This window comes from Luteimonas sp. 100069, from assembly GCF_003813845.1.
In the GTDB taxonomy this organism is placed as follows: domain Bacteria; phylum Pseudomonadota; class Gammaproteobacteria; order Xanthomonadales; family Xanthomonadaceae; genus Luteimonas; species Luteimonas chenhongjianii.
This window is the reverse complement of record NZ_RPFN01000001.1, coordinates 928,727-941,177: the sequence shown is the minus strand read 5'-3', so window position 1 is coordinate 941,177 and position 12,451 is coordinate 928,727. Positions and strand designations below refer to the sequence as shown.

The following is a 12,451-nucleotide window of genomic DNA, read 5'->3' as shown; positions in this document are numbered from 1 at the left end:
TTCGGCTGATGGCCGGGTGCCGGCCCAGCAGGGTGGAGCCCCCGCGACTACCCGGACACGATCACCATCACTCCGATCGCCCCGCTTGCGAGGCCGCACATCCCGGGCGGGCCGCCCCCATCCTTCGTCCGGGAAGTCACCGCGGTCGGTCTGCCAGACCCGTAGTCCAGGTATTTGCCGGCAACCCCTTGAGCGGGCTATAGTTGCGCGCTTCCCTCCCGGCCCGCCGTGAAGGACGCCGACACGGGGCGACACCCGTGAATACACACCTGCCGCATTTCCCCGTGCCGGGGTGCCCGACGTCTCTTCACGGAGCTCGGGTTCGGCCACGGAGGCGGCAGGGAGGCCCAACCCCGGAACCCTGTGCGCGTCCCTTCAAGGGCCCGCACATCCTTGCGCGGACTTACCAAGACAGCCTCGCAGGGCACCGGTTCCCCCTCAGGAGTTCTGCAATGCCCCAGATCACCATGCGTCAGATGCTGGAAGCCGGCGTCCACTTCGGCCACCAGACCCGCTACTGGAATCCCAAGATGGCGCCGTACATCTTCGGCGCACGCGGCAAGATCCACATCATCAACCTCGAGAAGACGGTTCCGCTGTTCAACGACGCGATGAACTTCATCTCGGGTATCGCGCAGAAGCGCGGCATGATCCTGTTCATCGGCACCAAGCGCAGCGCGCGCGATGCGATCAAGGAAGAAGCCGAGCGTTGCGGCATGCCGTTCATGACCCAGCGCTGGCTCGGCGGCACGCTGACCAACTTCGCCACGGTGAAGAAGTCGGTGTCGCGCCTCAAGGAGCTGGAAGCTGCCGAGACCGACGGCACGTTCGAGAAGCTGGTCAAGCACGAAGTGCTGGGCCTGCGTCGTGAGCGCGAGAAGCTGGAAGCCTCGCTGGGCGGCATCAAGGAGATGCACCGCCTGCCCGACGCCCTGTTCGTCATCGACATCGGCCACGAAGACATCGCGATCAAGGAAGCCAAGAAGCTCGGCATCCCGGTGATCGCGGTTGTGGACACCAACTACGACCCGAGCCTCGTCGACTACGCGATCCCGGGCAACGACGACGCGATCCGCGCCGTGCAGCTGTACGCGAACGCCGCAGCCGACGCCGTGCTCGAAGGCAAGGCTGCAACGCCGACCGCCGGCAACGTGCGCGAGGAAGAGTTCGCCGAAGAAGGCGAGAAGCCGGCGCGCGCGCCGCGTGGCAAGAAGTCCGACGACGCCGTGGCAGCGCCCGCGGCCGAGTAACCGCTGCGACAGGCGGCCGTCCCGTGCTGGACGGCCACCTGCTTCGCCGTGCGCCAAATAGCTGCCGGCGTCGCCGCGGCACGGGCCACGGCCCATACGACACCCCCCCGAATTCAGAGGTTCCCAATGGAAATCACCGCATCCCTGGTCAAGGAACTGCGCGAGCGCACCGGCGCCGGCATGATGGAATGCAAGAAGGCACTCAGCGAGAACAGCGGCAACATCGACGCTGCCGCCGAGGCGCTGCGCAAGTCGGGCCTGGCCAAGGCCGACAAGAAGGCCGACCGCATCGCCGCCGAAGGCCGCATTGCCGCGGCGCAGAACGACGGCACTGCCGTGCTGGTCGAGATCAACTCCGAGACCGACTTCGTCGCCAAGGACGACAACTTCCTGCGTTTCGCCGATACCGTTGCCCAGGCAGCCCTGTCCTCCGGCGCCGCCGATGCCGAAGCCCTGAAGTCGGTCAAGCTCGAATCGGGCGAGACGGTCGAGGAAACCCGCGCCGCCGTCATCGCCAAGGTCGGCGAGAACCTGCAGGTGCGTCGTCTGGTCCGCGTCGAGAGCGCGAACAACATCGCGGCCTACGTGCACGGCGGCCGCATCGGCGTGCTGGTCGAACTTCAGGGTGGTGACGCCGAACTGGCGCGCGGCCTTGCGATGCACGTCGCGGCAATGAACCCGCCGTACAACAAGGCGAGCGATGTGCCGACCGACTTCGTCGAGAAGGAAAAGGAGATCGAGCTGGCGAAGATGTCCGACAAGGACAAGAGCAAGCCCGCCGACATTCTCGAGAAGATCATCAGCGGCAAGATCAACAAGATCGTCAACGAGGTCACGCTCTACGGCCAGCCTTATGTGCTCGACACCGACAAGACGGTCGAAGCCGTGCTCAAGGCTGCCGGCGCGGAAGTCGTCGGCTTCCAGCGTCTGGCTGTCGGCGAAGGCATCGAGAAGGTGGTCGAGGATTACGCTGCCGAAGTGATGAAGCAGGCAGGCCTGGCCTGACCGACGGGTCGTCGGCCTCCGGGTCGATGGCTCTGATCCACGAAAAACGCGCCCACCGGGCGCGTTTTTTGTTTTCCGGGATCGATCCCGTGACGCACGAGGACGTTGCGCCACCGGAGATCGCCTTCCTCCAACAGCAGAACGCCCGGCGGATGCCGGGGCGTCGGTACTCAGGCGGTCATAAAGATCGCCAGGTCAATCCAGATCGCGCACACCCATTTCCTGCAGCGCGTTTTGCATCAGCACGGCCGCGTGGGCACTGAGCTGCTCGTTCTCGAGTGCGTAGCGGATCGTGGCCTCGATCAGGCCCAGATGCGTGCCGCAATCGAAGCGCACGCCCTGGAACCGGTATGCGTGGACCGGCTGCTCGGCAAGCAGCGCGGCGATTGCGTCGGTCAACTGGATCTCGCCACCTGCGCCCGGCTGCGTACGCTCCAGCAGGTCGAAGATACGGCCATCGAGCACATAACGCCCGACCACCGCCAGCGTGCTCGGCGCATCGGCCGGCTTGGGCTTTTCGACCATCGAGGTGATCCGGCCGTGGCGCCCATCGAACGCTTCGGTCGCGACAATGCCATAGCTGGCCGTCTGCTCGCGCTCGACATCCTGCACTGCGATCATGCTCGCACCGGTAGCCTCGTGGGCATCGGCCATCTGTCGCAGGGCACCCGCGCCCTTCCTGTTCCACAGGAGGTCGTCGGGCAGCATCACCGCGAACGGCTCGTCGCCGATGACCGGGCGGGCGCACAGCACCGCGTCGCCCAGGCCGCGCGCATCCGGCTGGGTCACGAAGATTGCGCGCACGCCGTCGGGCAATGGGCGCCGCACCTTTTCCAACAGCTCGTGCTTGCCGGCAGCCTCGAGCCGATCCTCGAGCTCGTAGGCCTTGTCGAAATAATCGCCAATCGCGTGCTTGTAGCGATTGGTCACGAAGACCAGCGTGTCGCAACCGGCTTCGATCGCTTCGTCCACCGCGTACTGGATCAGGGGGCGGTCGACGATGGGCAGCATTTCCTTGGGCACCGTCTTCGTCGCCGGCAGGAAGCGCGTACCGAGTCCCGCGACGGGAAACACAGCCTTGCGGATCCTTTGCGTCATAGCTGTCTCGCGTGTCGTGGAGGAAAGGCGACGATCGTCGCACCTCCGTTGTGTTTTCCAGGCGAATCCAGAGGGGCGAATTCGGGGACCGCCTCTCGCAGCGTGGCTGCAAGAAGATCCAGGTCGTAGCGGGCGACGCCCTCGGTCAGCTTTGCGAGCGCGAGCGAGAGGCGCTCCGCATGTACTGTGCGCGCTTCCGCCTGCAGGATCTTGGGATGCGTCGTGGGGCGGTAGCGTTCGTCGGCATGGAACAGGGTCTCGTGCAGCTTTTCGCCAGGCCGCAGCCCTGAGTAGACGATGGCCACGTCCACCTCGGGGTGTTTGCCGGCCAGGCGGATCATCTGCTCGGCCAGCAGACGGATCGAAACCGGCTCCCCCATGTCGAGCGTATAGACTGCCTGCGGTGAGCCGATCGCCACCGACTGCATGATCAGCTGGCAGGCTTCTGGAATCGTCATGAAGTATCGGGTGACCTCGGGATCGGTCACTGTCACCGGTCCGCCGCGACGGATCTGCTCGCGGAACAGCGGCACCACGCTGCCCGCCGAATCCAGCACGTTGCCGAAACGCACGGTGATGAAATCCGTGGACGACGTGCCGGCAAGATCCTGACAGAGCATCTCGGCCAGACGCTTTGTCGCGCCCAGCACGTTGACGGGGTCCACAGCTTTGTCAGTGGAAATCAGGACGAACGTCGAAACCTTGTGGGCAATGGCGGCGAGTGCCACTGCGCGTGTCGCAAGGACATTGTTGCGGACGCCTTCGCGCAGCTGGGTTTCCAGGACGGGCACCTGCTTGTAGGCCGCGGCATGGAAGACGGCATCGGGCGCGGCGAGACGCATCGCGTGCGCGATGACGGCGGGATCACCGCAGTCGCCGAGCACCGGAAACAGGGAGATCCGCGGAAAGTCGCGCCGCAGCTCACCCTCGATCCGTGTCAGCGCAAGCTCGTCCATCTCGACAAGGGCGATCTTCGCGGTGCCGTTGCGGGCGCATTGCCGGCACAACTCCGCGCCGATCGACCCGCCGGCACCGGTCACCAGAACGCTCCGGCTGTGGAGCCAGGCACGGATCGCTTTCCAGTCGGGCGTCACGGGCTTGCGACCCAGCAGGTCCTCGATCGCGACTTCCTTGAGTTCGCCAGGCAACGAACGGCCTTCGAGCAGATCGTCGAGACGTGGCACGGTCCGGAACGGCAGGCCGGTCCGCTCGCAGGCCGCCACGGCCTTGCGCATGGCAGCGGCATCGGCGGATGGCATTGCGATGACCAGCAGACTCGCCGCAGTCTCCGGTGCCACACGTTCGACGTCGGCAATGCGGCCAAGAACCGGCACCCCTTGCAGCTGACTGCCGCGAAGCTTGGCCGCGTCATCGAGGAACCCGACCGGGTCGTAGGCACCGGTACGGCGCAGATCGCGTACCAGTGTCTCGCCGGCCTGGCCGGCGCCCAGGATCAACACCCGGACCGCGGAATGACTCGTCCGCAGCATCCCATGATCCTTCCACGCACGGTAAAGCAGCCGTGGCATCCCGAGCAGTGCTGCGAGCAGCAGCGGATAGCTGATCAGGACCGTGCGCGGCACCAGATTCAGGCGGTTGTAGACGAACAGCACAAGCATGATCGCCAGCAACCCGAGGACCGACGCCTTGACGATGTTCAGAAGGTCGGGGACGCTCGCGAATCGCCACAGGCCGCGATAGAGCCCGACCCGCCAGAAGATCAGCCCCTGCGCGAGCAGGATCAGGGCGATGTCGACCGACCACAGCGAGAACGGCGGCGAGCTTTCCATCACGGAATGACGGAACTGGTGGAGGCCGACCCAGCAGACCCACACCATTGCGAGGTCATGCAGGATTACAGCCACGCGTGGGGCGAGCACTCCCAGCCTGGCCTTGAACTCAATCATGCAGTCGCATCCCTACGACAGAGGCGCGGCGGAGCCGGGCACGCAGAACGAACCAGATGGCAGTACCGACGGCATACCATGTGGCGAAGGCTCCGATGATAACGGGTTGCGACGCTCCTGACGTACCCACAGCCACGACGAGCGATAGCAGCGTCCATGCCGCAAAGCCGCCGGTGACACGTGCATGGGTATAGCCTGCTTGGACGCAGCGCTGATATGCATGCTGGACGTGCGGCATCCAGAACGGCTCGCCGGCGATGATGCGCGAGAATAACGTCAAGGTCGTGTCAATGAGAACGCCCGATAGCGGCAAAAGGACGATCAACAGATCGGCTGGCCTTGGCTCTGGCGTGAGCGCGACGAGGCAGGCCGCCACATAGCCGAGCGCGCCGCTACCGACATCCCCAAGGAAGATGCGGGCCTTCGGGAAATTCCAGGGCAGAAACCCCGCACAGGCAGCCGCGTATGCAAACGCGAGCAAGGCAGCCATTCCGCGTCCGATCAGCAGGATCCCGACCGCGAAAATAATGGCCTGGGTCACGGCAATACCGTCGATGCCGTCAAGGAAATTCCAAGTATTCACCAGTCCCAGCGTCAGCAAGAATACGCTCGCCGCCCACCACAGCGGCGCTCCGCTGGCCACCAGCGCCCAAGCCAGCAATCCGGCGGCGACAACGTGGACGGCCAGTCGTGCCCACGGCGACAGCGGACGATGATCGTCGATCCAGCCTACGGCGGCGACGAGCGCCAAGCCGCAGGCACCAGCCAGCAGGACAGGCGAGCCAGTGGCCACGAGCCCGAGCCACACCATGACCGGCAGGACAACTGCGACGATGGCGATGCCGCCGCCCCGCGGCGTCACAACCCGGTGACTGCGGCGCGCACCGGGCGCATCGAAGAGCTGCCGTCGCAATGCATACATCCGCGCCACCATGGTCAGTGCCGACGCGGCGGCGAAGGCGCCGACACCCAGCGCCAGGACGGCGGTCACGGACGGCATGTTCAGACCACGGCGTAGTTGAGCAGTGGCTTGATCGTGCCCCACTCCTTGCAGCTGGGGCATTGCCAGTGAAGGCTGCGCGCACCGAACCCGCATTGCTTGCAGCGGTAGCTCGGGTTGCGCACCAGAAGCTGTTCCGTGATCAGGCGCAGTTCCTGCAAGGTCCCGACATGGTCGACACCGTCCGCGAGCGTGAGCTCGATGAGTGCCGCTTCGCCGCGGACCGAAGGTCGGTCCTTGAGCTGCCGCGCGAGATAGGTGCGCGCCGCGTGCACGCCCTCCTCCTGCTCGACCAGACGTGTGAGCGCCAGTACTGGCGCCACGCCGCGGTAGTGCTCGGTCATCTGCGACAGGAAGTTCCGCGCGCCAGGCACGTCGCCGACCCGCTCGTAGGCAGCGAGCAGCGGGCCCAGGATCTCGGGCAGGAAGTCGGCGTCATGCCGCGCGGCCCGCTCGAACGCACGGATCGCCGCGACGTCGTTACCGGCATCGATCTCGATCCGGCCTTCGAGAATACCGGCGCGCACCGATCCAGAATCCGCTGCATAGGCGCGCTGGACCGCCGCGCGCGCGGCGTCCGCGTCACCGGCCGAACGGAACCGGTCGGCGAGTTCGCATTCGAACTGCGCGATCAGCTTGCCCATCGGCTCGCCGGTCGCGGCCTCGTAGCGGGTGGCGTTCTCGATCGCCTTGGGCCAGTCGCGCTCGGCCTGGTAGATACCGATCAGATGCCGCAACGCCTGCGGTGCGCGCTGGTCGATCCTCGCCAGATCGCTGAACACCGTCTCGGCACGATCCAGCAGGCCTGACTTCATGTAGTCCTCGCCCAGTGCGAGCAGTGCCTGCACCTTCTGCTGATCGTTGAGATCCGCGCGCTGCACCAGGCCCTGATGGAGGCGGATCGCTCGGTCGACCTCACCGCGCCTGCGGAACAGATGTCCCAGCGCGACCTGGGTCTCGAAGGTGTCCTTGTCGAGCTCGGCGATGTGCAGGAACAGCTCGATCGCCTTGTCGGGCTGCTCGTTGAGCAGATAGTTGAGGCCGCGGAAATACGTCGTGGACAGACGGCTTACCTGTGTATCGCTGTGTCGCTCCCCGCCCCTGCGCCCGATCACCCAGCCACTGAGCGCTGCGATCGGCAACAGCAGGAAGAACCAGAACCACTCGGTGACAAACGCCATGGATCACGCTCCATCGTAGGGATCGGCCGCGGATACGCGGCCCGGGCCGGCGTGGGGATCACGGCGCGATACGCGCCCGCGCCGATGGCTCGTCGACGATCCTACCCGTTAGCCGATCCTGGACGCCAACAATGCGAGGGACCGCACGGGCGTCATGAAAGAAGTGGACCGCGTTCGCGGTCAGTCGTCGGCCGGCATCGGCTGCACGTTGCTGACGCGATCGCGCAGCTCCTTGCCCGGCTTGAAATGTGGCACATGCTTGCCCGGCAGCGCGACAGCATCGCCGGTCTTGGGATTGCGTCCGGTACGTGGCGGACGGAAATGGAGAGAGAAGCTGCCGAAGCCGCGGACTTCGATCCGGTCACCGTCGGCCAGCGCCCCGCCCATCATCTCGAGCATGGCCTTGACCGCAAGGTCGACGTCCTCGCCCTTGAGATGCGCCTGACGCTGGGTCAGCAGTTCAATGAGTTCCGACTTCGTCATATCTCGTTCTTGCAGATGCGAAAGCGCCGGCCCGGGTGAACCCGGGCCGGCGCTGCAGGGGCTTACTCGCCCTTGTTGCCCAGCTGTTCGCGCAGCAGCGCGCCCAGCTTGGTGGTGCCGCTCGAAGCTTCCGACGCCTGCTTGTTGTACTCGGCCAGGGTCTCGGCGGTTTCCGCCTCGTCCTTCGCCTTGATCGACAGCTGCAGGACACGCGTCTTGCGGTCGACGCCGAAGTACTTGGCCTCGATCTCCTGACCGACCTTCAGGTGCTGGCTGGCGTCGTCGATGCGCTGGTCGCTGATGTCACGCGCCTGCACATAACCTTCCACACCCTCGCCCAGATCGATCACGGCGCCCTTGGCGTCGACTTCCTTGACGGTGCCGGTGACCTTGGAACCGCGCGGGTTGTTCGCCATGAACTGGCCCATCGGATCCTGCTCGAGCTGCTTGACGCCCAGCGAGATGCGCTCGCGCTCCGGGTCGACCGCGAGCACGACGGCCTCGACGGTGTCGCCCTTCTTGAACGCGCGTGCGACGTCTTCGCCGGTGGAGTTCCAGGCGATGTCCGACAGGTGGATCAGGCCGTCGATACCGCCGTCCAGGCCGATGAAGATGCCGAAGTCGGTGATCGACTTGATCTGGCCGTCGACCTTGTCACCCTTCTTGTGGATGGCCGCAAAGGTCTCCCACGGGTTCGAGGTGACCTGCTTGATGCCGAGCGAGATGCGGCGACGCTCCTCGTCGACGTCGAGCACCATGACCTCGAGCTCGTCACCGACCTGCACCACCTTGGACGGGTTGACGTTCTTGTTGGTCCAGTCCATCTCGGACACGTGCACCAGGCCCTCGACGCCCGGCTCGATCTCGACGAACGCGCCGTAATCGGTGACGTTGGAGACCTTGCCGAACACGCGGGTGTTGGACGGGTAACGGCGGGCGATGTTGTCCCACGGATCCTCACCCAGCTGCTTGAGGCCGAGCGAAACGCGGTTGCGCTCGCGGTCGTACTTGAGCACGCGCACGTCGAGCTCCGCGCCCACTTCCACCACTTCGGATGGGTGGCGCACACGCTTCCACGCCATGTCGGTGATGTGCAGCAGGCCGTCGATGCCGCCGAGGTCCACGAACGCGCCGTAGTCGGTCAGGTTCTTGACGACGCCCTTGAGCACGGCGCCCTCGACCAGCTTCTCCATCAGCTGCTCGCGCTCTTCGGAGTGCTCGCTCTCGACGACTGCGCGGCGCGAGACGACGACGTTGTTGCGCTTGCGGTCCAGCTTGATCAGCTTGAACTCGAGTTCCTTGCCCTCGAGGTAGACCGGGTCACGGACCGGACGCACGTCGACCAGCGAGCCCGGCAGGAATGCGCGGACGTCCTTGATGTCGACGGTGAAACCGCCCTTGACCTTGCCGCTGATGCGGCCGGTGATGGTTTCGTTCTTCTCGAGCGCTTCTTCCAGCTCGTCCCACACCATGGCGCGCTTGGCCTTCTCGCGCGACAGCACGGTCTCGCCGAAGCCGTTCTCGAGCGAGTCCAGCGCCACCTTGACGGTGTCGCCTTCCGCGACGTCGATCTCGCCGGCTTCGTTACGGAACTGCTCGATCGGCACGATGCCTTCGGACTTCAGGCCGGCATTGATCACAACGACGTCGGTGCGGACCTGCACGACGACACCGGTGACGATGGAGCCCGGCTTGAGCTTTGCCAGATTGGTTTGACTGGCTTCGAACAGTTCTGCGAATGATTCGGTCATTTGGTGGATACCTGGTGATCTCAGACTGCTTGGCGGCGCCCTGGGGGCGAGGTGCCGGCAGTCCACCCGTTGGTCGGCCGTCGCGGGATTGCAGGGCCGTGAGTGTTGAGGTGGATGGCACCGGCTGGCGGGAGACCCGACGACCGGCATGGATACAGCGGTACTGCTTACAACTGGAACAACTGAGGCAACCGGCGACACCTGCGGGCATCGCCACTGCTGATACGACTCCCGGGACCGGTCAGCCGCCCTGTCCGGGCAACAAAGCCAGCACCCGCTCGACGACGGTCGCGATGTCCAGGCCCGTGGTGTCGATACGGACGGCGTCTTCGGCCGGTCGCAACGGCGCCACCGCCCGATTGGCATCCCGGGCGTCGCGGGCGAGGATCTCGCGCAGCAGACCGTCCATTGTCACGGAAACACCCTTGTTCTTCAACTGCTTATACCGCCGATCGGCCCGCTCCTCGGCGCTCGCGGTCAGAAAGACCTTGAAGGCCGCATCCGGGAAGATCACCGTGCCCATGTCGCGCCCGTCGGCGACCAGCCCGGGCGCAACCCTGAACACGCGCTGCCGCTCCTTGAGCGCGGCGCGGACCTCGGGAATCGCTGCGATCGCCGACGCAGCGGCGCCGGCGGTCTCGGTGCGCAGCTCGTCTGTGGCATCGTTGCCGTTGACGATCACCCGCAACTCGCTGCCGTCGTCGCGGAAGTCGACCTTGGTGTCGAACGTGCAGCGCACAAGGGCACCGGCATCGTCCAGGTCGAGGTCAGCCCAGCCAGCCGCCACGCCCACCGCGCGATACAGCGCACCGGAATCGAGATAATGCCAACCCAGCCGCTGCGCGACCAGGCGACTGATGGTGCCCTTGCCCGACCCCGATGGGCCGTCGATCGTCAAAACCGGCACCGTTGCCGTCATCTGCGTCTCCTGCGCCGGCTTCGTCTTCGAGACGTGCCAAGCGCTTGAATCATGTGGGAAAGAGCCGCTAGAATAGCCGGCTTGCTGCTCGTATCCCATCCCAGAGGTTCACCATGAAGGTCCTGTCGTCCCTGAAGTCGGCGAAGACCCGCCACCGCGATTGCAAGGTTGTGCGTCGCCGCGGCAAGGTCTTCGTGATCTGCAAGTCCAATCCACGCTTCAAGGCGCGCCAGCGCTGAGACGCGCTGTCGCCGCGCTGCGGACGACAGACGGAAAAGGCCGCAGCGATGCGGCCTTTTTCTTGTCCGGGAGCGGGAGCGGCGCGCATCGCCGTCGCGCGATTTCTGTTAAACAGGCGCCTGCGTCCCGCGACGCCGCCAACCATTCCCTGCCTGCCCGGAGTTCCCGCCATGCTGCGTCTCCCCGTCATGCTTTTCGCTTCCGCACTGCTTGCAAGCGCGCCTGCTGCCGCAGACACCCTGCTGATCGATCGCACCAAGCAGTCCGCGAGCGCCGCGCTGCCGACACGCGGCATGTCGATGGCCGATGTCGAAGCCCGCTTCGGCGCGCCGAGCGAGCGCCTGGACCCGCGTGGCGGCCAGAAGCGGCAGTGGCCGACCATCAATCGCTGGGTCTACCCGACATTCACCGTGTACTTCGAGCGCAACAAGGTGATCGATGCGGTCGCCAACCGCGCCACCGCGTCCGAAGTCGGCCCCAAGCCCGCCATCCGCTGAATCCATGACCGAACCTGTATTGCGCTTCCCCGCGGAGTGGGAACCCCAGTCCGCGATCCTCATCGCGTGGCCGACCGAAGATACCGACTGGGCCGCGCGCCTGGGCGAGGTGGAGGACACCTATATCGCGCTGGTCGGGGCGATCACCCGCTTCCAGCCGGTGGTGATCTGCGTGCCCGACGAGGACGTGCAGAGCTACGCCTACGTGCGACTGGCGTCGAACCGCATCGACATGGCGCGCGTGCGTTTCGTCGAAGCCGATTACGACGATACCTGGCTGCGGGATTCGGGCCCGATCTCGCTGCGCGGCGAACACCAGTTCCGCCTCAACGATTTCCGGTTCACGGGATGGGGCGGCAAGTTCGACGCCAGCCGCGACGACCTGCTGGTGGGCAGTCTCTACAGTGCCGGTGTGTTCTCGCAGGCGGCTGAACGGCGCGAGATCGATTTCGCGCTCGAAGGCGGCGCGATCGAGACCGACGGCGCCGGCACGCTGCTCACCACCTGGCGCTGCCTGCACGAGCGACACCCCGATGCCTCGCGCGAATCGCTCACCGCCAGGCTGTCCGACTGGCTCGCCCAGGACCGGGTGCTGTGGCTGGACCATGGCTATCTCGAAGGCGACGACACCGACGCGCATATCGACACCCTCGCCCGCTTCGCACCGGGTGATGCGATCGTGTTTCAGGCCTGCGACGATCCCACCGATCCGCATTACGCCGAGCTGCAGGCGATGGCGGCCGAGATCGCCGCGCTGCGTACGCGCGACGGTGCGCCCTATACGCTGTTCCCGCTGCCGTGGCCGCAGCCGATCGTCGACAACGGGCGGCGTCTCGCCGCGAGTTACGCGAACTACCTGATCGTCAACGGCGCCGTGCTGATGCCCGCCTACGGCGACCCCGCAGACGCCGCCGCGGCTGCGGTACTCGCGCAGGCCCACCCCGGCCGGGAAATCGTGCAGGTGCCGTGCCGGCCGCTGATCTGGCAGAACGGCAGCCTGCACTGCATCACGATGCAGCTGCCCGCAGGCCTGCTCGCGCACTGAACCCACGCGCGCCACCGTGCGCGCACTGAACGCCGGGGCGTCGCGGCGCAGAGCGCCGCGTCACCCGCGGTAGCA

Annotated in this window: 12 protein-coding genes; 5 read left to right on the top strand and 7 right to left on the bottom strand. The window is 65.9% G+C overall.

Going from position 1 to position 12,451, the window contains the following annotated elements:
• The first annotated feature begins 452 nt into the window (after nucleotides 1–452).
• Together rpsB and tsf are read left to right on the top strand one after the other, a co-directional pair.
• On the top strand, nucleotides 453–1,250 hold the full coding sequence (gene rpsB / locus EGK76_RS04145) for a 30S ribosomal protein S2 (RefSeq protein WP_123831736.1): 798 nt from the start codon (nucleotides 453–455) through the stop codon (nucleotides 1,248–1,250).
• Between the two features lie 126 nt (nucleotides 1,251–1,376).
• Nucleotides 1,377–2,255, top strand: a complete 879-nt coding sequence (tsf, locus tag EGK76_RS04140; RefSeq protein ID WP_123831735.1) for a translation elongation factor Ts — start codon at nucleotides 1,377–1,379, stop codon at nucleotides 2,253–2,255.
• Between the two features lie 195 nt (nucleotides 2,256–2,450).
• Here tsf and galU read toward each other — a convergent pair whose 3' ends face one another.
• The 7 genes from galU to cmk form a co-directional block, all read right to left on the bottom strand.
• Complete coding sequence (galU, locus tag EGK76_RS04135; protein ID WP_123831734.1) at nucleotides 2,451–3,353, bottom strand: UTP--glucose-1-phosphate uridylyltransferase GalU; 903 nt, start codon at nucleotides 3,351–3,353, stop codon at nucleotides 2,451–2,453.
• Nucleotides 3,350–5,260, bottom strand: a complete 1,911-nt coding sequence (locus tag EGK76_RS04130) for a nucleoside-diphosphate sugar epimerase/dehydratase (protein ID WP_123831733.1) — start codon at nucleotides 5,258–5,260, stop codon at nucleotides 3,350–3,352. Before EGK76_RS04130 ends, galU begins: the two co-directional genes overlap by 4 nt.
• Complete coding sequence (locus tag EGK76_RS04125) at nucleotides 5,253–6,251, bottom strand: lipopolysaccharide biosynthesis protein (protein ID WP_158613445.1); 999 nt, start codon at nucleotides 6,249–6,251, stop codon at nucleotides 5,253–5,255. The genes EGK76_RS04130 and EGK76_RS04125 overlap by 8 nt, the downstream gene beginning before the upstream one ends.
• An 11-nt stretch (nucleotides 6,252–6,262) precedes the next feature.
• Nucleotides 6,263–7,441, bottom strand: coding sequence for a lipopolysaccharide assembly protein LapB (gene lapB, locus EGK76_RS04120; RefSeq protein ID WP_096298913.1), 1,179 nt, complete (start codon nucleotides 7,439–7,441; stop codon nucleotides 6,263–6,265).
• Between the two features lie 180 nt (nucleotides 7,442–7,621).
• Nucleotides 7,622–7,924, bottom strand: a complete 303-nt coding sequence (locus EGK76_RS04115) for an integration host factor subunit beta (RefSeq protein WP_096298915.1) — start codon at nucleotides 7,922–7,924, stop codon at nucleotides 7,622–7,624.
• 62 nt (nucleotides 7,925–7,986) lie between these two features.
• Nucleotides 7,987–9,675: a 30S ribosomal protein S1 gene (gene rpsA / locus EGK76_RS04110; protein ID WP_096298917.1), complete on the bottom strand. Its 1,689-nt coding sequence runs from the start codon at nucleotides 9,673–9,675 to the stop codon at nucleotides 7,987–7,989.
• 241 nt (nucleotides 9,676–9,916) lie between these two features.
• A complete protein-coding gene (gene cmk / locus EGK76_RS04105) occupies nucleotides 9,917–10,594 on the bottom strand; it encodes a (d)CMP kinase (RefSeq protein WP_096298919.1) in 678 nt (225 codons plus the stop codon).
• Between the two features lie 113 nt (nucleotides 10,595–10,707).
• Between cmk and ykgO the strand changes: the two genes are divergently transcribed.
• From ykgO to EGK76_RS04090, 3 genes are all read left to right on the top strand, one after another.
• Nucleotides 10,708–10,833 carry a type B 50S ribosomal protein L36 gene (ykgO, locus tag EGK76_RS04100; protein WP_005913193.1) on the top strand — a complete coding sequence of 42 codons (126 nt, stop codon included), beginning with the start codon at nucleotides 10,708–10,710 and terminating at the stop codon, nucleotides 10,831–10,833.
• A 171-nt stretch (nucleotides 10,834–11,004) separates the two neighbouring features.
• Nucleotides 11,005–11,331: a hypothetical protein gene (locus EGK76_RS04095; protein WP_096298921.1), complete on the top strand. Its 327-nt coding sequence runs from the start codon at nucleotides 11,005–11,007 to the stop codon at nucleotides 11,329–11,331.
• 4 nt (nucleotides 11,332–11,335) lie between these two features.
• Nucleotides 11,336–12,376 carry an agmatine deiminase family protein gene (locus tag EGK76_RS04090; RefSeq protein ID WP_096298923.1) on the top strand — a complete coding sequence of 347 codons (1,041 nt, stop codon included), beginning with the start codon at nucleotides 11,336–11,338 and terminating at the stop codon, nucleotides 12,374–12,376.
• Nucleotides 12,377–12,451: the final 75 nt, after the last annotated feature.